This is a genomic window from Paraeggerthella sp. LCP19S3_G8 (genome assembly GCF_052119225.1).
GTDB lineage: Bacteria > Actinomycetota > Coriobacteriia > Coriobacteriales > Eggerthellaceae > Paraeggerthella > Paraeggerthella hominis.
Map to the genome: position 1 here is coordinate 69954 of NZ_JBQKFQ010000009.1, position 22179 is coordinate 92132.

14 protein-coding genes are annotated in these 22179 nt (G+C 63.4%); 4 read left to right on the top strand and 10 right to left on the bottom strand.

Annotated features, from left to right (window positions below; genetic code table 11):
* Positions 1-1716: an ATP phosphoribosyltransferase regulatory subunit gene (gene hisZ, locus ACTQZK_RS10405; RefSeq protein WP_441899612.1), complete on the bottom strand. Its 1716-nt coding sequence runs from the start codon at positions 1714-1716 to the stop codon at positions 1-3.
* A 941-nt stretch (positions 1717-2657) separates the two neighbouring features.
* Entirely contained in the window at positions 2658-3551 is an 894-nt protein-coding gene (locus ACTQZK_RS10410) for a DUF2797 domain-containing protein (RefSeq protein ID WP_441899613.1), read from the bottom strand.
* A gap of 314 nt (positions 3552-3865) precedes the next feature.
* Here ACTQZK_RS10410 and ACTQZK_RS10415 point away from each other — a divergent pair, with 314 nt between their 5' ends.
* Positions 3866-7312, top strand: coding sequence for a hypothetical protein (locus tag ACTQZK_RS10415; RefSeq protein WP_441899614.1), 3447 nt, complete (start codon positions 3866-3868; stop codon positions 7310-7312).
* A 100-nt stretch (positions 7313-7412) separates the two neighbouring features.
* Here the strand turns inward: ACTQZK_RS10415 and ACTQZK_RS10420 are convergent, their stop codons facing one another.
* The 5 genes from ACTQZK_RS10420 to gatC form a co-directional block, all read right to left on the bottom strand.
* Positions 7413-7688, bottom strand: a complete 276-nt coding sequence (locus ACTQZK_RS10420; RefSeq protein WP_114568028.1) for a holotricin-3 — start codon at positions 7686-7688, stop codon at positions 7413-7415.
* 55 nt (positions 7689-7743) lie between these two features.
* A complete protein-coding gene (locus ACTQZK_RS10425; RefSeq protein ID WP_114568029.1) occupies positions 7744-9258 on the bottom strand; it encodes an alanine/glycine:cation symporter family protein in 1515 nt (504 codons plus the stop codon).
* A gap of 63 nt (positions 9259-9321) precedes the next feature.
* On the bottom strand, positions 9322-10896 hold the full coding sequence (gatB, locus tag ACTQZK_RS10430; RefSeq protein WP_216529776.1) for an Asp-tRNA(Asn)/Glu-tRNA(Gln) amidotransferase subunit GatB: 1575 nt from the start codon (positions 10894-10896) through the stop codon (positions 9322-9324).
* 2 nt (positions 10897-10898) lie between these two features.
* Entirely contained in the window at positions 10899-12524 is a 1626-nt protein-coding gene (gene gatA / locus ACTQZK_RS10435) for an Asp-tRNA(Asn)/Glu-tRNA(Gln) amidotransferase subunit GatA (protein WP_216529775.1), read from the bottom strand.
* On the bottom strand, positions 12524-12835 hold the full coding sequence (gene gatC, locus ACTQZK_RS10440) for an Asp-tRNA(Asn)/Glu-tRNA(Gln) amidotransferase subunit GatC (RefSeq protein WP_114568032.1): 312 nt from the start codon (positions 12833-12835) through the stop codon (positions 12524-12526). The genes gatA and gatC overlap by 1 nt, the downstream gene beginning before the upstream one ends.
* 659 nt (positions 12836-13494) lie before the next feature.
* On the opposite strand from gatC, the gene ACTQZK_RS10445 reads away from it, so the two are divergent.
* The 3 genes from ACTQZK_RS10445 to ACTQZK_RS10455 are packed head-to-tail and all read left to right on the top strand — an operon-like array spanning position 13495 to position 15471.
* Positions 13495-13809, top strand: a complete 315-nt coding sequence (locus ACTQZK_RS10445; protein ID WP_114566865.1) for a PadR family transcriptional regulator — start codon at positions 13495-13497, stop codon at positions 13807-13809.
* Positions 13806-14444, top strand: coding sequence for a DUF1700 domain-containing protein (locus tag ACTQZK_RS10450; RefSeq protein WP_216529774.1), 639 nt, complete (start codon positions 13806-13808; stop codon positions 14442-14444). The genes ACTQZK_RS10445 and ACTQZK_RS10450 overlap by 4 nt, the downstream gene beginning before the upstream one ends.
* Entirely contained in the window at positions 14431-15471 is a 1041-nt protein-coding gene (locus tag ACTQZK_RS10455; RefSeq protein ID WP_441899615.1) for a DUF4097 domain-containing protein, read from the top strand. The genes ACTQZK_RS10450 and ACTQZK_RS10455 overlap by 14 nt, the downstream gene beginning before the upstream one ends.
* 74 nt (positions 15472-15545) lie before the next feature.
* On the opposite strand, the gene ACTQZK_RS10460 is transcribed toward ACTQZK_RS10455, so the two are convergent.
* From ACTQZK_RS10460 to ACTQZK_RS10470, 3 genes are all read right to left on the bottom strand, one after another.
* Entirely contained in the window at positions 15546-16244 is a 699-nt protein-coding gene (locus ACTQZK_RS10460; RefSeq protein WP_216529772.1) for a pirin family protein, read from the bottom strand.
* A 145-nt stretch (positions 16245-16389) separates the two neighbouring features.
* A complete protein-coding gene (locus ACTQZK_RS10465) occupies positions 16390-19695 on the bottom strand; it encodes a hypothetical protein (RefSeq protein ID WP_441899616.1) in 3306 nt (1101 codons plus the stop codon).
* A gap of 198 nt (positions 19696-19893) precedes the next feature.
* Positions 19894-21915, bottom strand: coding sequence for a RecQ family ATP-dependent DNA helicase (locus ACTQZK_RS10470; RefSeq protein ID WP_441899617.1), 2022 nt, complete (start codon positions 21913-21915; stop codon positions 19894-19896).
* Between the last annotated feature and the right edge of the window lie 264 nt (positions 21916-22179).

The window sequence follows — 22179 nt, forward strand, 5'->3', positions numbered from 1 at the left end:
TTACTCCTGTTCTGCATTCTGCTGCGACGCGGGCGCGTCCGCGCCCTGCTGCAATGCCTGGGCCAATTGTACGATACGAGCGTCCGTGCGAAACGCGCAGGCGTTCGCGAAGAACCGAGCGGTCGACGACAGCACCTCTTCGACCACCACGAGGTCGTTCTCCTTGAGCGTGGTGCCGGTGGCCGTGATGTCCACGATGCGCTCGGCCATGCCCGTCAAGGGGGCGAGCTCGATGTTGCCGTGCAGCTTCACGATCTCCACCTGCGTGCCCGTTTTCGCGTAGTGGGCCTGCGTGATGCGCGGGTACTTCGTAGCCACGCGGATGGATCCCAGCTCGCGATGGTGCGCCGCCGTGGCCTCGGCCGCGCCGGCAGGCTCGGCCACCACGAAGCGGCACGCCCCGAACCGCAGGTCCACCAGCTCCACGACGTCGGGGGACGCCTCCAGAAGCGAGTCCTTTCCGCAGACGCCGCAGTCGGCAGCGCCCAGCGCCACGAACACGGGCGCGTCAGTGGGCCGCACGATGACGTAATCCACGCCGGGGTTGCTGATGATGAGCTGGCGCCCCGAATCGGCAAGGCCCGACACGTCCAGGCCCGCATCGGCCAGCGCCTTGATGGTGCCCGGGTTCAGGGAACCCTTGGGGACCGCAACGCGCAGGGGACGCTCGTCCTCGGGCACCGCCGCCCGTTCGCGGGCGGCAGCGGCCATCGCCTGCTCCAGGAAGAACGCGAAGCCGGCGGCGGGACGGCTTTGGCCGTACGCGGCGATCATGTTGTCGTAGCGACCGCCGCTGCCCAAAGGCGCGCCCACGCCCGGCGCGTACGCCTCGAACACGATGCCCGTGTAATAATCGAACGAGCTCATGACCGAGAAATCGACCAGGATGCGCGCGCCGAGCCCCGCTTGCGCAAGCAGGTCGTACGTGCGAGCGAAGTCGTCCAGGCCGTCTTCGCAACCCAACGGCGCCACGAGCGCACGTACCTCGTCAATCGCCTCGCGGCCGCCGCGGACGCGCGGCAGCGCGCGGATGGCGGCGGCGAACACCGGAGGGACCGTGACGCGACCCGTGAAGCGATCGGGATTCGAGACGGGATCGACCGGCGGAATCGCCCCCTCGGGGCTTGTCAGGCGATCGAGCTCCACGAAGTTCGAGGCGTGGTACGCATCGAGCACCTGCTCCTTCCACCAAGCGGGCGCGCCACTTGCCTCCAGAAGCGCGCGCAGGACGCCCACCGTGGCAAGCGCCATGGTGCAATCGCGTACGCCCGCCAGGGAAAGCGCCTCGGCGAGAAGCCCCACCACCTCGGCATCGGCCTCGGGGCCCGACACGCCGATGCACTCGACGCCCATCTGCGTAAGCTCGCGCGCGGCGGCTTGCAGCTCCACTTCGGCCTCGCGGAACACGCGTTGCATGTAGCGGAACCGGAACGGCCCGGGCTGGCCCGGCAGCCGCGTGGCCACCATGCGCGCCACTTGCAACGTTACGTCGGGGCGCATGGCCAGCAGGTCGCCTTGCGAGTCGAAGAACTTGAAGGGGGATCCGGGCAGACGGCCGCTCGCCCGCATGACGTCCATCGCTTCGAGCGTGGGCGTTTCGATGAGCGCGTATCCGCACGAAGCGAACCGATCCTGCACGGCGCGCGCGATGAGCTCGCGCTGCTGCGCTTCTTCTGACAGCACGTCTCTGAAACCTGCCGGCGTTGCGAAATTCATCGGCTCCTCTTCCCTGCTCGTCTTGGCATTGCACCTGTTCGTTATGGCGCGCTGCGGCGTTGTGGCCGCGGGCGCGCTGCGTGGCGGCGCGGCTTGCGTTGCAGCGGCGCGGCTTGCGTTGCGGCGCGGCTTGCGTTGCCCTGTGCGTCTCCACACTGCGGTCGCGAACCCGCCCCGTGCATCGTACTTTATCACAGTAGAGTAGTAAAGCAAGAAGAATATGGGGGTTGCCTGCATTTTACGACGCGAACGGCACATCGAGAGCGGTTTACCGGCAAAAGCAGCGATGCGCTGCGTGCAAGCGGCGACAAGGCATGTCGCCGGAAGCGCCCGCTTCAACGCGGGCGCGCGGCGGCGGAGCCTGCTCGCTATTCACGAACAGCAGCAAGAAGGACCGGCACGGCATTTGCAACTCGAAGCAAGGGGGCACGCACGAAAAACCGCCTTCGCTGGCAGGTTTTGACGGTTTGAGGTCGTCGAAAGCAGCAGGACGAACGCCCGCGAACGCACGATGCGTCAAACCAGCGCCATGAACAGGCGAAACGCAAAGCAAGCCGCACGGCAGCGGACAGGACGCTCGCCCTGACGACCCCTAAACGTCGAAACCTGCCAGCAAACGGGATTTTTCGTGCGCAAGGCCTCCGCGCGGGAGTCGCAAGCACGCGTAGGGGTCGCAAGCACGCGTAGGGGTCGCAAGCACACGTAAGGCCTTCTTCCACCCCGGCAGCACCAAAGCAATGCCTCCGCGCGGCAATCGCAAGCACGCGAACATGCGCAAAAGGGACGCACACCCCTTCGAAGCCAAAAACGAACCAACGGCGCACCCCTGCGCCTCGCTTCGTCTGCCAGCGGCACAAGCAGGAGGTGGGTCAGCCGCCCAAACGGCCACCGCTCTCCTACCAGCGCGTGCGCCGCCGCCCGCACAGCGGCCCGCGAACAACCTAGAACAGCGAGAACTGCTGAGGCTCGAAGGCGTATTCGCAGATGACCTCATCCTTTAGAAGCTCGACCTCATGGGACTCCCAATCCTTCACCGCCACCACGTAGTTGGTGCCGCTCTGCTCAAAAACGAGCGCGCCGCCCACCATGCCGATGCAGCGGCCGCCGCACTCGCCTTCGTGCCCATCGGGAATCTGCAGGTCGTGCACGTCAGGCGACGGACCGCCGAAGTAGTAGGGCGAAAGATCCTGCGCCGGCTCGGCATCCTCAAGACCCAAGCGCTCCGTTGTAGCGTCAAGCACGCGCTTCGCCTCGGAAAAGTCGAACCGCGCCTCGACGAGCAGCTTCGTCTTCACGGAAGCGCGCATGGTTTCCAGAATGCCCTGCTGCGAGCACAGCGCGGCTTCCAGTTCGCGCGCATCGTCCGCACAGCCGAACCGCCCCACAATGCGAGCCGCACGAGCGCCCTGCTCGAGCAAGCGCTCGATGCCGCGCGTTTCAGACGAGATGCCGGCCTTCACGTGCTGGGGCGAGAAATAGGCCAGGTACGTGAAATGCGGCGTCAGATTGTAAGCGCGCTGCTGGGCGGAAATAAAGTCGGCATAGTAGAACGAAGGATTGAAGCCCGTGGCTTCGATACACGCGGGGCACATGGTTTCCTTCGCATCGGGCAGCAGCTCCACGTTGAGCGGGCACGTGCTTTTCACCTGCGTTTCCAAGTCGAAACGCCCTACGCAGCGACGTCGCGGCAGTCGCTTGAGCGAGAAAGTCTTGCCCAGAACCGAAAAGCGCAGCTGCTCCGCTCGGTCGATATCGTTGATCAGCAGATAGGGGCCGTTCTCATCGAACCCGTGCCCCGCCAGAACAGCCGTGCGGCCGTGAAGAAAATTCGTCATATCAGCATCCTTGTGCAACTCGTACGGACCAGATCACCTTTTTCGCCCGAAATGATAGCGCACAAGAAGCATTCGATGCGAGGGTAATCGGGCAAACGTCAAAAATCCCACGCATCCCAAACACGAGGCGCTTGCGGGACGCCGCGCGCGATCGCGACCAAACGCAACCGGCAAGCGACCCGAAAGAAGACAAATCCTCGCGCCGGAGACGATCTTCTGCGGATCCGGCGCCTTCTGTACGCATCTGGTGTTTTATACTATCGCTGATGCGTTTACCAGTAAAACGGTCCGCCCTGTCATAGAATCGAGGCACCATGACGCGCCCCACACCAGCCTCCGCATCCATGCCGCTTGCTTTCGCGATGATCACGGCGCTCCTGATCGCCGTCGCCTGCACCCTTCCCGCACATGCGTACGCCGAGGAAGCAGGAGCCGACGACCCGCCCATCCCGAAGATCGTCGGCTCGTTCGACAAGGACGCGTACGAACCCGGCGATCAGGCCGTCGTCACGTTCTCCGTTGCGAACAACACGCCTGTCACCTGGAACAAGGTGCGGTTGGAAGCCCAACTGCCGCAGGGCGTGAAGCTGGCTCGCGACGGCGAAGCCACGGCTCGTGAGGCCGACACGCTGGCAGCTGGCGAAACGATCGAGCTGAAGCTGAACGTCTTGTTCGAATCCTCCCTGTTCAAGCGGCTTGCGCCCACGGGCGATAACGGAAGCGCCGCCGGCATCGCGCTGGCGGCCGCCGCAGCTGCGGGCTTCATCGCGCTGGCGGCCGCCACGTTCTCGCGCAAGCAGGCGCGCAGCCGCCGGGCGCAGGGAACCATGGGGGCGCTCATGAGCGTCGTGCTCGTAGCGGGCTTGGCGCCCCTGGTGCCGCGCGAAGCCCACGCTGACGAAACGAGCGAACAGGGCGCGGTGACCTCGTTCGCCCTCGAAGGCTCCGCAACCTGCACCGCGCCGGGCGCCACCGTAGCCGCCACGCTCACGGTGGGGTCCACCGACCAGGAAGCCGCGTTCTCCCAAGCGAACGTGGAAGTGGTCGACGGAGCAGCCGCCTCGGCAAACGCGAAGCGCGCCCGGATCAATCTGGTGTCCAGCCTGCCCTTCGCCGACAAGCCGTCCATCGACGCCATCTCGCTCGACGGCGATTTCAAAAACCTGTCCGTCACCGCCGTCGAACATGCCGGAACCGCAACGATGCTCGACGGCACCGAGGGATCGGCCCTCGCCGTCACCCTCGAAGGCGACCTTGGGGCACCAGGCGCGCGAGGGGTCATGATCTTCGGCCCGGGATCGTTCGCCGACGCCGACGCAAGCGGCGAAGCCACGCTGGCCGTCGAAGAGGCCCTCATCACGTTCGATGTTGCCGAGGGTTCCTACAAGAACAGCACGTTCACCTTCCCCGTTTCGCTCGAGAACGGGCGGTTCTCTGCAGGCGCGCAGGCTGCGCATTTCGCCTTCAGCGATCGAGCCCTATCCGCTGCGTCGTTCACCGTCGACGCGAACGACGCGACGCGCGGCACCCTTGCCGTGACGGCAACCGCCGACACGCCGCTCAACCAGTTCAAGGCGTTGGCCGCCGCCCTCGATGCCGACGACCAGCTTACCGTCGATCCAGCCGCCCTTGACGGAGAAGCCCCCGTCGCCATCGCGCACCCCTATTACTATGATGGAGACGATGCTACCGAAGACGCCGTCTCCACCGCCGATGCCGCAGCAGCCGTTCCGTACGGCACGGTAAAAGCGGAAGACGTCACGGAAAACGAGGGCGGCTCCCTGACCGTGCACAGCACGGTTGAGTTCAGCGCACTGGACGGCAGCGTGAATATCACCGATTCCAGCCTGACCAACAACTCCCAGATCACCCTACCGGGTCAAGCCCCCACCCTCCCCCCCGGCTACGACACCAGCGAATCGGGAGACGAGGGAATCCTGGAAAAGAACCCAGGAGCCGTGAAGTTCACCGAGATGCGCAAGAACGGCTTCGATTTCGATTTCAGCATCGACGCCGACACGGTGAAAAGCTGGTACGGTGCGTACGCCGAAAGCGGCCTTACCGAAGAGCAGGCCAACGAGCAGTTCCTCAACGAGATGACGCAGCTCATGTGCGGCCACGAGGTCGACCTGGCCGACGGCGTGGTCCTCAACAAGCTGGGCATCGCCCAGGGACCCTGCGCCATCAACCTCTCCGACGAATCGCTGGCCAACATCGTGGGTGGAACGGCGCTTTACAGCCAAGAGGACGACATGCGCACCGCGAAAATGGTGTTCGAGGTGCTGGAGAAGCTGGTTTCGGCTATCAGCTACTTCTGCTCGTCCGACCCATCCAACATCGGCCAGGGCATCTCGCAGATCCTGGGCATCATCGCCGCGCTGCTGGAAACCGGCCCCCAATACGACATCAAGGACGTGCTTGACGAACTGAATCAGATGAAGGGCCAGCTCACGCGTATGGAAACCAGCGTTGACAACCTGGCTATCCAGCTGCGCGCCATCGACAAGCGCGGCGGCTTCGAGTCGGACTGGTACCAGGTGAAGTGGCTCATGGACCATCTGAACAGCTACGGAACCCTGTACACGGCAACCATCGGCGCCATGTCGCCGGAAGAGCTGGCGAACGGAGGCACGGACGCGAAGGTCTTCGAAGAATTGACGAAAGAGAACCAGGAGACGCTGACGAACTTCAAGCAAGCCATCGACGCCAAAAACGGGCTGCTCAACACCACCGTGTACGCCGACACGGTGAACCTGGGCAGCATGATCACAGGAACCGGTACCAAAGACGTGGTGAGCGACTACTACAACTGGATCGAAACGTATTACAACTGGGATCCGGAAACCTTCGAGATCAAAGACGTGTACCTGGGCTGCATGATCACCTCGTACCTGTACGGCTACATGTCGTCCATGGCCTACCTATCAACGATGGAAGGCACCGGCACCGAGCCCGAGAAAGACGCCGCCGCTGACTCCAAAGAACGCCTCAAAGAACAGGCCGATCAGGTGTTGAAGAAGCTTGTTGGGCAACGAGAGCGCGTGTGGGACCAAGAATCTATGACCTATAAGGAAAAGTTCCAGAAGTCCCCGCTGCGCCAAGCAACCGAGCCGCTTGCGAACAAAAAAATACGCTGCTTGATCAACGAGCATGTGTATTCGCTCGACAACCACACAGGCCCGCTTTCCGGGCGCATGTACGACGATGCATACTTCGGAAACGCTTCGTTCGGGAAGAGCGTAGATCGCGAAGACGTCCTGATGTACTCGTTCACCGGCGATCTCAATCTGGCTCAATGGCAGCAGATGGAAGCAAACCTGCCCCAGATCCGAAAGATCAAGTACAGCCAAAAGCCCCTTCACGACTACGGGCTGAACATGAGCGACGCAAGCAACATCTTCAGCGAACTGCGCGCGCTAGGCTTCACTATGCTCGCGACCCGCACCAGCAACACCCATACCGGCGACTACCCCAAGGGGCGTCCGAAACCGCTCGTGCAGTGGAAGAGCAAGGAAGCGCCGCCCGCCCATGTGGTGGTAAGCGATGCGAGCTACAACAAGGTGAGCGACCAGCTAGCTGTTCGCCACGTGCGCACCGTTTCGGTAGACGTGTACGACATCAAGACATCCCGGGTAATGCGCGGCGTTACGGCCGCGCGGCACGAAAGCGTGTACTGGGTGGGCTACGGCTGGGGCTACCTCCACGACGTATGGCCCTGGTGCACCTCGGAGACGAAATACGAAAATAGAGGAATGGTATAGGACGCATTGGAACGAACAACGAAAAGGGGCGGGACCCGAATCAGGATCCCGCCCCTTTTTTGCGCAAAGCCCGTTTCAACGATGGCGGCACGCGAATCGCTTAGCCAACCTGCATCGCCTGCACGGCTTGCGACATGGTCCACGCGAAGTACACGGTTACGGCTACGAACACCGTGCAGAGCAGCTTCACCACGATATGCCAATCGCTGCGCCACACCAGCACGATACCCACCGGCCAGAATATCACCAAGAAGAAGATGATCCAAAACGTCTGGTCGTACCACTTCTTAGGATTATCGTCTTCTACCAGGTCGTTCGCGTTCTGTCGCAGATCCTTGCGCTGCCAGTCTCCCGGACGCCTTTCGTTGCCTGCCATGAGTCGCTTCCCTTCCCGTGCATGTTCTCGGGCGACCGAGCCGCCCGACTCTTCGCTATTTCAATCCTGCGTACTCCGCATCAAGCGCCTCGTCCAAATACTCCTGCACCGGAGGCTTACCGTAATCTTCGACCTCCGACACGTGCCAGCAATCGGTCTTCGGCAAACCGGGAATGCTGTCGGCCACGAACACCGGGTCGACGCCCTGCTTGCGCTGGCGCGTGTAGTCGTCGAGCGCAGCCAGCGCCCATTTGCCCAAAAGCAAGATGGCGATCAGGTTCACCAGCGCCATGAAGCCCATGAAGATGTCGGCCAGGTTCCACGCCAAGTCGAAGCTGTTGACGGCACCGTAGAACACCACGCCCAGGCACACCAGGCGAAACACCGTCAACAGCACTTTGCTGTTGCCCTTGATGAAGCGCAGGTTGCTTTCGGCGTAGAAATAGTTGCCGATCAAGCTGGAGAACGCGAACGCGAAGATGGCGAACGTGATGAAATGAATGCCGATCTCGCCCACCGAGTTGTTCACGGCCATCTGCACAAGCGGCATGCCGTTGAGCGACGCGGCAGCCTCGGGGTCCTGCACGTAGAACACGAGCACCATCATAGCCGAGCACGTGCAGATGAGCAGCGTGTCGATGTACACCGAGAGGCTTTGCACGAGGCCCTGCTTGACCGGATGCGACACACTGGCCGTAGCGGCGGCGTTCGGAGCGGAGCCCATGCCGGCCTCGTTGGAGTACAGGCCGCGCTTGATGCCCAGCATGACCACCGATCCGGCGAATCCGCCGAAGATGGACTGGAAATCGAACGCCGAGGCGAACACGAGCGAGAACACGGCCGGCAGCTCGCCGATGTTGACGATAGTGGTCCACAGCGCGATGGCGATATAGCCGAGCGCCATGATGGGCACGATGATGGAAGTGATGATGCTGATGCGCTTCGCACCGCCGAAGATCACGAACGCGGTCATGACGGCCAGCACGATGCCGCAGGCCACCGCCGCACCGTTCGTGGCGTAATCGGGAATGTAGTACTCGAGCGCCGACGTCGCGTTGAACGCCTGCAGCCCGTTGAACCCGAAGGCGAAGCACAGGATGAGCAGAATGGCGAACACGATGCCCAACCAGCGCGCGCCGAGCGCCTTTTCAATGTAGTACGCCGGACCGCCGCGGAACTCGCCGTCCTTGCCGCGCACCTTCCAGATCTGCGCGAGCGTCGACTCGACGAACGCCGAAGCCGCGCCGATGATCGCCATCAAGCCCATCCAGAACACCGCGCCCGGGCCTCCCGTGGCAATGGCCGTGGCCACGCCTGCGATGTTGCCCGTGCCCACGCGGCTGGCAGTGGAAACCATCAGCGCCTGGAACGACGAGATGGAGCGTTCCCCTTGAACGTGCTTCTTCTCCGTCAACTGCGTGAACATATCCTTGATGTAACGGATCTGCACGCCCTTCGTGCGAATGGTGAAGTACACGCCCACGAACACGAGCAGTATCAGCAGGATGTACGTGTACAGGTACCCGCTTACCTCGCCGGTGAAATTCACCAGCATTTCGTTGATGTCCATGCATCCCCTTTCTCAAAAGTCCGCGGGCCGTCGCTCCTCCCCGAAGAACGACGGCCCGTCACGTTAGCCCAGCTTGCTTGCAAGCAGTTCGTTGATAACCTTGGGATTGCCCTGGCCGCGCATCTCCTTCATGCACTGGCCCACGAAAAATCCGATGAGGCCGGTCTTGCCGCCGCGATACTGCTCCACCTTGTCGGGGTTCGCAGCCAGAACCGCGTCCACCACAGCCTCGATGGCGCCCGTGTCCGACACCTGCTTCATGCCGCGCTCGTCCACGATGGCCAACGGATCCTTGTCCTCGTCGAGCACGGCTGCGAACACTTCCTTGGCCTGCTTGGACGAGATGACGTCCTGAGCCTGCAAGCCCACAAGCTCGATCGCGCGCGCGGGCGTGAGCGGCGAGGATGCCAAATCAACGTCTTCGTGCGCGTTCAGATACGCCGTCACATCGTTGATGACCAGGTTCGCCACGGGCTTCGCCAGCTTACCTGCGTCCGCGCCCGCCGCCTCCATGCACTCCTCGAAGAAGTTCGCTGTGACGCGGTGATCCACCAAATGGCGCGCATCGTAGGCCGAGAGCCCGAACGCGTCCTCGAAACGGGCTGCCTTCTGAGCGGGCAGCTCGGGCAGCTTCGCCCGCACCGACTCGATCCACTCGTCGGACAGATCGTAGGGAGCCAGATCGGGATCGGGGAACAGACGATAGTCGTCGGCCGTCTCCTTCACGCGCATGACGATAGTGCGCTTCTGGGACGGATCCCAGTGACGCGTCTCCTGGTAGATCTGGCCGCCTTCTTCAAGCACCTCGGCCTGGCGGCAGATTTCGTAGGCCAAGCCGTCGTGGAGGTTCTTGAAGCTGTTCATGTTCTTGAGCTCGGTCTTCACGCCGAACTCCTTCGCGCCCCGACGGCGCAGCGACACGTTGCCGTCACAGCGCATGCTGCCCTCTTCCATCGAGCAGTCCGAGATGCCGAGCGCCAGGTAGATCTGGCGCAGCTTCTGCATGAACAGGCGCGCCTCTTCGGGCGTGCGCAGGTCGGGCTCGGTCACCAGCTCGGTCAGCGGCGTGCCGGCGCGGTTGTAGTCCACCAGCGAATGCGTAGCGCCGGCGATGCGGCCCTCGCCGCCGCCCACGTGCACCATCTTGCCCGCGTCCTCTTCCATGTGGATGCGCGTGATGCCCACGTGCGCGGTGTAACCGTCGGCCGTGCGCGTCACGTTGCCGCGGCTCTCGCCCACCTCGAGCCCGTCCAGGTCGATGCGCTCCTTCGCAGCCGGGCCGTCCACGTCCAAATCCAAATGCCCGCGCATGCAGAAGGCCACGGGGCCCTGCGTGGTCTGGAAGTTCTTGGACATGTCGGGGTACATGTACGTCTTGCGGTAGAACATCGAGTGCTTCTCGATGTCGCAGTTCGTAGCCAGGCCCGCCAGCACGATGGACTCGATGGCGGAGCGGTTGGGAACCGGCAACGCCCCGGGAAGCCCCAGGCACACGGGACACGTGTGGGTGTTCGGCTCGGCGCCGAACTCCAGCTTGCAGCCGCAGAACATCTTGGTGTCGAGCGTGGTGAGCTCGGCATGGATCTCAAGGCCGATGACGGCCTCCCAATCCTGCAGGACCTCTTCAAGCTTGCGCATGGCTACTCACCTGCCCTTTCCACCTGCGAGGGAGCGCCGTCGGCAGCGCCCTTCTCCGTTAGCAAACCCGGCAGATCGACGCCCGGAACCGCATCGGCGGCGTCGGGGATGGTCGCGGGAGCGGTCTTGATAGCCGGAGCCTCGCCCGTAAAGTCCGGCGCCACGGGAGCCGGCCCGTACACCGTTTCGAGCGCGGCGGCCACGCGCAGCATGTTCTCGTCCTTGAACGGCGGCGCGATCAACTGCACGCCGACGGGCAGGCCCGTTTCGGCGCCCAGCCCCACCGGCAGGCTCATGCCGCCGTTGCCGGCGATGTTGATGGAGATGGTGAACATGTCGGACAGGTACATCTCCGTGGGGTCCGACACCTCGCCGAACGTGAACGCCGTGCGCGGGGCAACAGGCGAGAGAATGCAATCGACCTGCTCGTAGGCGCGTGCGTAATCCTGCGTGATGAGCGTGCGGACCTGCTGCGCCGGGTAGTAGTACTGCTCGTACACGCCCGCGGACAGCAAGTAGCTGCCCAGCATGATGCGGCGGCGCGCTTCCGGACCGAAGCCCTTCGCGCGGCTGGCCTCGTACTGGCCACCCAGGTCTTTATGGTCCGGGTCGCAGTAGCCATAGCGCACCGAATCGAAACGCGCCAGGTTGCTGAACGCCTCGCACGGGCCCAGCACGTAGTACGCGCTCATGGCGGCCTGCGCGTTGGGCAGGTCCACCTCGATCAGCTCGGCGCCCAGCGCGCGCAGATGATCGGCCGCTTCCTCGACCTTCGCCTTCACTTCCGACGTCAAGCCCTGCGCGTCCATGAACGCCGGCACGATGCCGATCTTCATGCCGCGCACGCCCTCCGCCAGATTCGCGGTGAAGTCCGTGCGCACGTCCTGGCTGGTGCAGTCGAGCGCGTCGCGGCCGGAAATGGCGTTCAGCGCGTACGCCGCGTCCTCGACCGAGCGCGCGAACGGCCCTACCTGGTCGAGCGAGCTGCCGAACGCCACCACGCCGTAGCGCGAGACCACGCCGTACGTGGGCTTGACGGCCACGATGCCGCAGAAGCTGCCGGGCTGGCGGATGGAGCCGCCCGTGTCGCTGCCGAGCGAGATGGTGGCCAGGCCCGCAGCCACGGCCGACGCGCTTCCGCCCGAAGAGCCGCCCGGCACGCGGGAGAGGTCCCAGGGGTTCTTGGTGGCGCCGAATGCGCTGGTCTCCGTGGAGGAGCCGAACGCGAACTCGTCCATGTTGAGCTTGCCAAGCGGGATGCCGCCGGCTTCGATGGTGCGCGCGGCGCACGTGGCGGTGTACGGGGACACGTAGTTGGCCAGCATGCGCGAGGAGCACGTGGTGTGCGTGCCCGCCAGGTTCATGTTGTCCTTGAACGCCACCGGCACGCCCGCGAGGGGGCCGGCCGCAGCCAGATTGCCGGCCGCCACGGCGGCGTCCACTTTCGAGGCTTGCTCGAAGGCCAGCTGCTGCGTGGTTTCAAGGTACGCATGCGTGGCGCCGTCGAGCGCGCGCACGCGAGCGAGCGACGCCTCGGCGATCTCGCGCGCCGAGAACTCCTTCGCGGCAAGACCTTCCCGAATGGCGCGCACGCTCATGCAGGTGAACACGTTGCTTGCTTGCGTCATCAGCGATCGCCTCCTTCGCCCAAAATGGACGGGATGAGGAAGCTGCCGTCCTGCTGCTTGGGCGCGTTCTCAAGCGCGACCTCTTGCGAGAAGCCGGGCTCTTCGGCATCCTCGCGCATGACGTTGGACAAGCCGCCGATGGGATGGAAGGTGGGCTCGACCCCGGAAAGGTCGTATTCGGTGATGGGCTTCAGGCTGTCCACGATGGCGTTGAGGTCGACGGTCATCTGCGCCACCTCGTCGCCGGAAAGCCCGATGCGCGCGTACTCCGCGATGTCGCGGACGTCGCGTTCGGTCAAATGCTGGGTCATAGGGCTTGCTCTTTCCTTCTCTCGTTTTCACCCGCGTCGCGCGCTTTGCGGCAACGGGGGTGGAAGAGGTGAAACCATAACCGAACCATAATAGCAAACCCGCAGCCCCTGCGGCGAAATACGCCCTATGCGCTTGGATATTTCTTGGCTGCGCGGGGCATGCGGAGACGCGCGGGCGCAAGGGACGTGCGTGAAGGGCGCGGGTGCAGACGCTGCCCATGGTCACGCTTTCTGCACGGTTTTGCCCTCAATGTTGCGCATGGTTCGCGCATTGGACGCGCCCTCCCTTGGAAGCGTGCACCCCCGCGGACATTTTACCTGGTCGCACAGGGGCGGGATCGGGGCGTACCAAGCCGAGCGCAACATTGAGGGCAAAAGTGCGCATCGCAAGCTTGATTCGCGCCCAGGCTCTCAAGAACCATCTTCGCTTGAGGATGAAATCCGTAGACCCAATCGCCGCGGAAGCCCCGCCCGCCCACGCCGAGACGCGGCTCCCGCGGCGATTGACAGCGAAAAAGACGCCGATAAGGCGAAGGACGGGACTCGATACCGGCGAGCGCGCTCCCCGACACCGGACAAAGCGGCTCCGACACGCCCTCCATACCACTTGACGCCTTATACTATGTATCATATAGTATAAGGCGAAAGGAGGTATACGAATGGATGCACAACTGAAGCGAGGCTTCCTCGACGTTTGCGTGCTCGCGTCGATCAATCGGCAGGATTCCTACGGGTACCAGATAGTCAAAGACGTTCCCGAAAGCCTACACCTCACGGAATCGACGCTGTATCCCCTGCTCAAACGATTGGAAGCAGCGGGATATCTGACCGTGTACGCAGTCGAGCACAACGGGCGCTTGCGCAAGTACTACCGGATCACGCCGGAGGGCACCGCCTACCTGAACACCTTCCTGGACGAATGGGATGACGTCATGAACGTCTACGACTACGTAAAACGAGGTGCAAACCGATGAACAAATCAGAATTCGCACGCGAGCTGCGGCGAGCATTGGGCAAACTGCCGTCATACGAAGTGGAGCAGTCGATCAACTTTTACACGGAGGCCATCGAGGATAGGATCGAAGACGGCATGACCGAACACGAAGCCGTAGCCGCGCTTGGCTCCGTCGACGCGATCGCAGCGCAGATCATCGCCGAAACGCCGCCCATTCCGAAGGCCATCGCCAAGGCGAACACCGGCAGCCGCACGCTCAACATCGTGCTGCTGGCCGTGTTCTCCCCCATCTGGGTGACGCTGGCGCTGGCGTTCGCTATCACGGTGCTCTCCATCTACCTGGCCATTTGGAGCGTCGTCGTGGCGCTATGGGCCGCCGTGATCGCACTGCTGCTGTGCGCGCCCATCGGTGCGTTCGGCCTCGCCTGGTGCGCGACCACCGGATACCCGATCTCGGGCGCCTGGATCTTCGGCTGCGGGCTTGCCGGCACCGGCATAGGGCTGTTCTCCTGGTTCGGCGTCCTCGCTGCCAGCAAGGGCCTCATCAGGCTCACCCACACGTTCGCCCGCTGGGTAAAGAGCCTGTTCATCAAGCTGCAGCACAACGACGCCAACCCGACCGCACCGGAAGGAGCAACCCATGTCCAAAGGTAAGAAGACGTTGCTCATCGTGGCAACGACCCTCGTCGTCAGCGGCTGCGCCATCTCCTTCGGCGCGTTCGCGGCAGCCGGGTTCGACCCGGTAAACCTCTCGACCGAGTCCCGCGACTGGACCCCCGCCACGAAGACGTTCGACCCCGAAACGGAAAACCCCCATACCGCCATCGTCCTGCGCGACGCGGGTGAAAACGTGCGCATCGAGCCGACCGACGGCGACGCCATCGAGGTGACGTGCTGGACGAACGAACAGAAGCGCTTCGACGTGACGGACGACGGCGTCACCATCACCGTCAAGGGGTCGCGAGAATCGTACATCGGCATCATGATGATCGGATCGTTCGAGGACCATACCACCGTCGTAAAGGTTCCGCGCAGCTACGTCGGCACGCTCGACGTCGACCTTATGAGCGGCAGCATGGACATGACGAGCCTGGACGGCTTGGATTCCGTCACAGCGAAGACCGCGAGCGGCGACGTCAAGCTCGCCCGCCTCGTCGCCAACGACATCACGACGAGCACGGCCAGCGGCAACGTGCTGATATCGAACGCTCGGTGCTCGCAGCTGAACGCCACCACGATGAGCGGCAACGTGGATCTCTCCGACATCGAGGCGTCCGAAATCGTGAAGCTCGACACCACGAGCGGCAGCCAACTGCTGCGGGGCGTGAGCACCCTCGCCCTCGACGCGCATATAGGCAGCGGCGACATCCTGGCAACGAACGTGTCCGCCGTCGACGCGAAGTTCGATGCCGTGAGCGGCAGCGTAAGCGCCTCGTTCGTCGGATCGGATCGCGAGTACGCCATCGAAGCCTCGTCGGCGAGCGGCAGCGTGCACGCTCCGGCGGGCAGCGCCACGGCTTCGCGCCACGTGAGCGCCCACACGACGAGCGGCGACGTGACGCTCACGTTCTCCGGCGGCGGCGCGAGCGGCAGCGAAAGCAGCGCCTCGAACCCGCCATCCTTCCCGGAAGCGCCCGAAGCACCGAAGGCTCCCGAAGCGCCTGCGGCTCCGACCCTCTAAAACCCCTGCGCGAAAGCATGGAGGAGGCCCGCGGCAACCGCTGCGGGCCTCCTCCGCACAGCAAGCAGGCGCCCCTACTCGGCTGCAAGATCGAGCAGGATGTAATGCGACGGCTCGATGGCCCGCACGACCACCTCGCGCTCCGCGGTGATCTCGGCGGCATCGCCCTCTTCAAGCGAGAATCCGTTCACCGTGCCCTCGCCTTCGATCTGCACGAGGTACGCCTGGCGACCGGGCTCGAGGTCGTAGCGCAGCTCCTCGCCCTCGCCTATTGCGGAAACCGAAATGCGCACGTCCTGGTGCACTCGAATGGGACCGTCCTGCGACCCCGACGCCACAAGAAGCCACGTGCCCACGCGATCCTCCCAGGCGAAGCGACGATCCCCGTAATCGGGATCGAGGTTCTGCTCATCGGGCGTAATCCATATCTGCAAGAACCGCAAAGGGTGCTCGGTCTTGTTGAATTCGCTGTGCAGGATTCCCGTGCCGGCGCTCATGTACTGCACGTCGCCACGACCCAAGCGGTTCCCGTTGCCCAGGCTGTCCCGGTGCGTGAGCTCGCCCCGCACCACGTAGCTGAGTATCTCCATGTTGTCGTGAGGGTGGGTGTCGAAGCCGCCGTACGCGTCGAACACGTCGTCGTTGAGCACGCGCAGCGCCCCGAACCGCATGTTGTCGGGATTGTAGTACTCGGCAAACGAGAAGTGGAACCTGCTGTGCAACCATCCGTGCTCGCCCGAGCCCATGCTCGCGCTCTTGACGACGTTGACCATGGCGAACTCCTTCAGTCGAGGGTTTCGCTCATCATAGCGCGCGAACATCGCCGCAGCATGGCGGATGCATGACGGGGCGGCAACAGTCGGCGCTCGACCGACACAGCCGATCGAGCGCCGAAAGCGAACCGCGTTGCCGCTGCGCTTACGGAACGGCGACGATGGGGTACAGATGATGACGGTAGCCCCACCAAACCGGGAACACCAGGTACACCTCATGATGCCAGCTTGCCTGATGGGTCTCCACCCTGCCCGTCATCAGGTTGAAGGCATCGAGCGTGGTCGTACGATTATGCTCCGCGCCGGCTTGGTCGTAAATCTTGTTATAGGCAGCGTCGTTTACGGCAACCAGATAAGGTTTGTACTGCGACCAGTACCAGGTGGTTTCCGCACTATGCCATTCTCCGAATTCCCCGTACTGGTAGTCCCCGCGAATCAATCGAGTGCCGTCGTCGAACCCAAGAGCACGCAGCTCGTCGTAAACGCTCTGGACCTTCTCGAAGTTCCGAGCACCGCGCACCTGCGGCAGGTTCTTCCACATCTGCTGCCACTGGGCGAGCGTGATGCTGCCCGAATGCTTGTACAGGTGGATGTCGTCCTTCTCGACGCTGTCGGAGAAGTTGGAAGGCGCACCCTGGTAGATGGTCTTCATCAACAGATCGGTTCCGTAGGCGGTATCGTTGAGCAAGCAGCGAATGCGTCCGTCAGACCGCGGCTCCGTAGCCAGACGATACGCTGATTTCTCCCTCAGGTACGTCTTTTCGTTGAAGGTGTCGTAAGCCACGGTGCCATACAGCTTCTTGACCACCGTGTCCGCCTGGCTCTTCAGCTGCTTGATGGAGTCCTGGTATATGCTTCCTTCACCGGGACCGAAAAAGTCGTCGTCGTCGATGGCATCCATGGTGTTCAAGTAGGCCATGGACACGCCGTAGCCGTACACGTAGGCCGTGAACAGGCTTTCCATGTACTCCGATTTCGAAACGAACGTCTCGGGGTCCCAGTTGTAGTACGTCTCGATCCACGAGTTGTACTCGCCCACCGCATCGGAGCCCAAGCCCTCGAGCATGCTGCCCAAAGCCAGCGTTTCGGCCACGACCGTCGTGCTCATCAGGCGATCCTTCTTGTCGACCGCATTCGCAAACGACTTGAGCATTTTCTTGTTCGCTGCGCTCAGGTCGTCGTAGGTCGCGCCGGCATCAGACTTCTCAAGCTTGTCCATCAGCCTGGAATAGAGATCTTCGTAGCTTTTCAAGGAGTCCAGATGACCCTTCACCACGTGCCATTTCGACAAGTAGCCCGCGCGCTTGTCCACGGCGTTCAGTTTCACGGCAAGAGTATCCACGCTTGTCTCCAAGCGCGTAAGCTGTCCCTTCATCAGCTGCAACTCGTCGTAGATGTCCTGCAAGCTGGGGCCGGGGTTGCCGTCGATCAAGTTGGCGATCATGCCCAGCAAAGACGCTATGCCGTTGCCGATGGACGCCTTGTCCTGCTGGCAGAAGCTTCCGATGGCGTTCGCGATGGCCTCGAGCGTTTCGAACGCCGTTTTGGCATCGCCCGCGGCAGACCCGACCTCGCCTTCCGCCGCGACGGGGACGCACGACACCGTATGGGGCCCCTGCGCTATGCCGAGTTTGTTGAGCACGACGCCCTCGGCAAGCTCGAATTGCAGGGAGGCCAAAACGGATTCCACGTCGTCCATGAACAGCTGGCGAGCCTCGTCTTCGACCGCAGGATCGACCGGCGCAGCGAGATCAGCTTCGGCCGGCTGCCCTTCGACCTGCGGGGACAGAAGCTCGCGATAGCCGTTCAGCCACCCTTGGGCCGTTTCCGCGTCGATGGACATCTTCAGCGAGAACCAGTCGCTTCCCAGCTTGCTTTCCACGGACAGCCCCAGGCCTTCGGGGAGCAGAATCTGGCTTGCATCCGACAGGGCCAGCGAGCCGCCGACGGCACCCAGCTGCACGGTTGCAGCCACTTCAGCCGGACCGACGTCGCCAATAGCCACGCCCGTCACGTCCACGGTGCCGTACGGCACGGCGTCGACGGCATCGGCCGCACCAACCAGTCGATCGTCGGCCGGCGCATACGCGCGAGCCAGGTCGGGCTCGCCCACCAACAGGCGGGGGTCCATACGAAACGCAGCCGGTTCGAAAGCGTCGAGCGCCGCCGTCAGAACCTCGAACTGCTCTTCCGGCGAGCCAGCCTGCACGGAGATCTCGAGCAAGCCCTTATGCGCGTCAGCCGCATCGACCGAGAAGCCTTCGACCCGTATGCGGTCGTCGTCGAACCGGATCATGTCCTTCGTTGCACCGGAATCAAGCTTCCCGTTTTCCACGAACAGGGAAATTCCGAACACCTCGCGTTCGTACGAAGCGGATGCCATGTCCAAGGCAACGCGCGGGCTTTCAATCGACACGTACGCCGCAGACACCGAGGATGCGTCCGCAAACGCTTCGCGGGAGAAGGCGATGACGCCATCGGTCCCAGGGGAGCCGGGATCGCCGTCGATGCGCACGGTAGCCGCGTTAGGACCGGTCAGGGTCACGGCAGAAACCGACGATCCCTCGAACGCGTCGGACAAGGAAAGCGCGCTGGCGGAAAGCGCTTCGGAAAACGGCGTGTCGGAAACCACGTCCACCTGCGTGAAACGCGCGTTGGCGGAAACGGCCTGGCTGTCGGCAACCTGCACCGTCGCTATCTTCGCGCTGGCGGGAACCGCAGCCGACCCGACGGTCAGCGTGGCGGGAATCGTCGTTTGCAAAGATGCGCATACCGCGGATCCGCTTACCTGAAGCGAAGACGCTTCGTCAGCGTGCGCGATGCCGGGCACCTGCGGCGCGAGCCCCGCCGTCAAGGCGACGACGACCAGAATCGACATGCCGCCACGAGCTCGGGAGCGTCGTCCGCCCTTGCGAGAAAACGTCGCGCACGCCAGCACCGCGAATGCAACCACGCACGCCGCCAGTGCAAGCGAGGCGGCTCCGCTATCGCCCGTCGAGACCAGGCGCGTACCCGTCATCGAGCGAAATACCACGTCAAACGACATGTCGATCGATTCTCCTGGAGCCACGCTCTGCTTCGAGGCCGCAAGGGAAGCAGTCGCATCCGCCAAGCGCACGTTGCTGGGCAGGCTGGCCTCCAAACGAACGTCAGACCATGTAGCATGCGTGGAGTTTTCCGCCTTGAACGTAACCCGAGCGCGCTCCCCCGAAGCGTAGGACTGAGCATCGAACGACCCTTCGACGCGCGGGGATGCTCCCGAATCTTGATCAGCACCGACGTTTTCCGCATACGCAGGCGACGGAAGCAGGGCAAGGGCGAGCATCAAGCACCATGCCGCGAAAAACGCTGCAAGCGCCGCGAACGAGCGCTGTCTTGCAAGCCGCTTCACCTCCCCTGAAGAAAGCGGGTCGTGCACGGCATCCAAAAACGGGGCGGGCGCGTATCGCATGGCGGTCTCGTTTCAACGAATCGGACAGGGCGGACCTCGCTTTTATTATAAAAGCGCAGGCTTGTCGAGCTTGCTTCCTAATTCGCAGAAATATGACCCTGTTTCGCTGAGAACGCGCCCGATCGGCGGCGCGCGCATCTTGGCAAGCGAGCCCGACCGAGCAACGTCAAGCCGCTTTCCTCCCCGCCCGAAAAGAGCCTACTCTTCTCCGCGCTCCCAAGCGGCGATCTCGGCCAGAAACGCCTGGCCATAGCGGGCAAGCTTCGTGGCGCCCACGCCGCTGACCTCAAGGAACTCCTCGTCGTTCGCAGGCTTCTTGACGCACATGTCGCGCAGCGCGGCATCGGAGAACACGATGTACGGAGGCTTGCCAGCTTCGTCGGCCAAGCGCTTGCGCAACGCGCGCAAACGTTCGAACAAGCTCGAATCGACCTCGCCGAGCGCCGACGAGCCCGACGATCCGAACGCACGGCCGGCCGCGCTTCGACCTTGGCTTCGCTCGGACTTGCAGGATACGCGCTTCATGGTCAGCGAGAAGCCGTCCTCCGCCGCCTCGCGCGCTCGCGGCCCCAAGCCGACCGTGGGATAGGAACCTTCGGTGATGGACAGGTACCCTCCCGCCGCCAACAGCTCGATGATCTCTTTGACCTGGGCAACCGATGCATCCACGGTGCCGTAGCTGGCAGCCTCGTCCAGGTGCATCTCGAGCACTTTCGCCACCTTCGATCCGCGCAGAACGTCAACGACCATACCCTTGCCGAAACGCCCGCGCAGCTCTTGCACGCAACGCATGACGGCCCGCGCGGTGGCGGTCACGTCCACGGCTTCGAAAGCGCCGGCGCAATTCGAGCAGCAGGCTCCGACTGCCTGCCGGCAGTCGGAAGAACTCGACGCTACGGAGGGCTCTGGCGCCGAATCTTGCGGCTCCAAGCCCTCCTCACGGCCCGAAGGCCGCTTCGTCGGGCTTTCCCCGCAATCTTCAGCACCAGGACCCTCCTCGCTGACGTTACGAACAACCTGCGACGATTGCTCCCCGAAATAGCGCAGGATGTACGCGCGCAGGCAGTCGGTGGTATGGCAGTACCCGCACATGGCCTCGAGCAAGCGGCGTCGACTGGCGCGCACGGCTTCCGCCTCCTCCGGGGCAAGCTCCTTGTTTCCCGATTCCTGCTCGATGAAAAAGCGGCACGTGGACACGTCGCCGTCGCTCCAGAACAACAGGCATTCGGAAGGCTCCCCGTCGCGACCGGCGCGGCCGGCTTCCTGATAGTACGCTTCGATGCTGCCGGGCATGTTGTGGTGAATAACGTAGCGCACGTTCGACTTGTCGATGCCCATGCCGAAGGCGTTGGTGGCCACCATCACGGGCGCGTCGTCGACGATGAACGCGCGCTGGCTTTCGGCACGGGCCGCCGCGGGCATCCCCGCGTGATAGCGAACGGCGCGCACGCCGGCTTCAAGAAGGGCCGCATGCACCTTGTCCACGTCCTTGCGCGTGGAGCAGTACACGATGCCGCTGTCCAAGGGGTGATCGAGCACGTACGCCGCGATGCGCGCAAGCTTGCGCTTCGGCTCCAAACGTTCCACGCCAAACGAAAGGTTCGGTCGATCGAACCCGGTTACCTCCTCGTACGGATCGCGTAGATCGAGCAGCCGCGCGATGTCGGCGCGAACGCGCGCCGTAGCCGTAGCGGTGAACGCCGCCACAACGGGCCGCTGCGGCAGCTGGGCGATGAAATCGCCCACGGTCAGATACGACGGGCGGAAGTCCTGCCCCCATTGCGACACGCAGTGAGCCTCGTCCACCGCAACGAGCGGGATGTGGGCCTCGCGCGCGAACTCGACGAAACGGGGATCGGACAAGCGCTCGGGCGCGACGTACATGATTTGGTACGCGCCCTCGAGCGCGCGGCGCAGCACGGTTGCCTGCTGGCCCGGCGTAAGCGTGGAGTTGAGGTACGCGCCCCGAACTCCCGCCTCGACAAGGGCGCGCACCTGATCGCCCATGAGCGACACGAGCGGGCTTACCACCAGGGTCAATCCGCCCAGCACGATGCCCGGCACCTGGTAGCACACCGATTTTCCCGCGCCCGTCGGCATGACCGCAAGCGCGTCGCGCCCGGATAGGACGGCGTCCACGACGCCCTGCTGCCCCGGCCGAAACGACTCGTACCCAAAATGGCTTTTGAGCGCCGTTTGCGCGGCGGCTGCGTGCATCATGTTCGAAACATCCTCCTTGGACGGCAAGCGGACGGGCGCGCAGCTGCAACAAGAGCATCGAAGAATGCGGCCCTTGGAGAATCTTACCGCAAGGCGCTCCCCTTCGGACGGTTCTCGGAATCGTTTCTACAGGTTCCGCCGACCGCAGAACAGGTGCACGGCGATCGTCGAAAACCGCATGGTTGCCGCTATACTGGATACATCGCATCCCATCCCGACATAATCCTTGTTCCCGTCGTGTTAGATTCAGAAAGGAAACAGCTC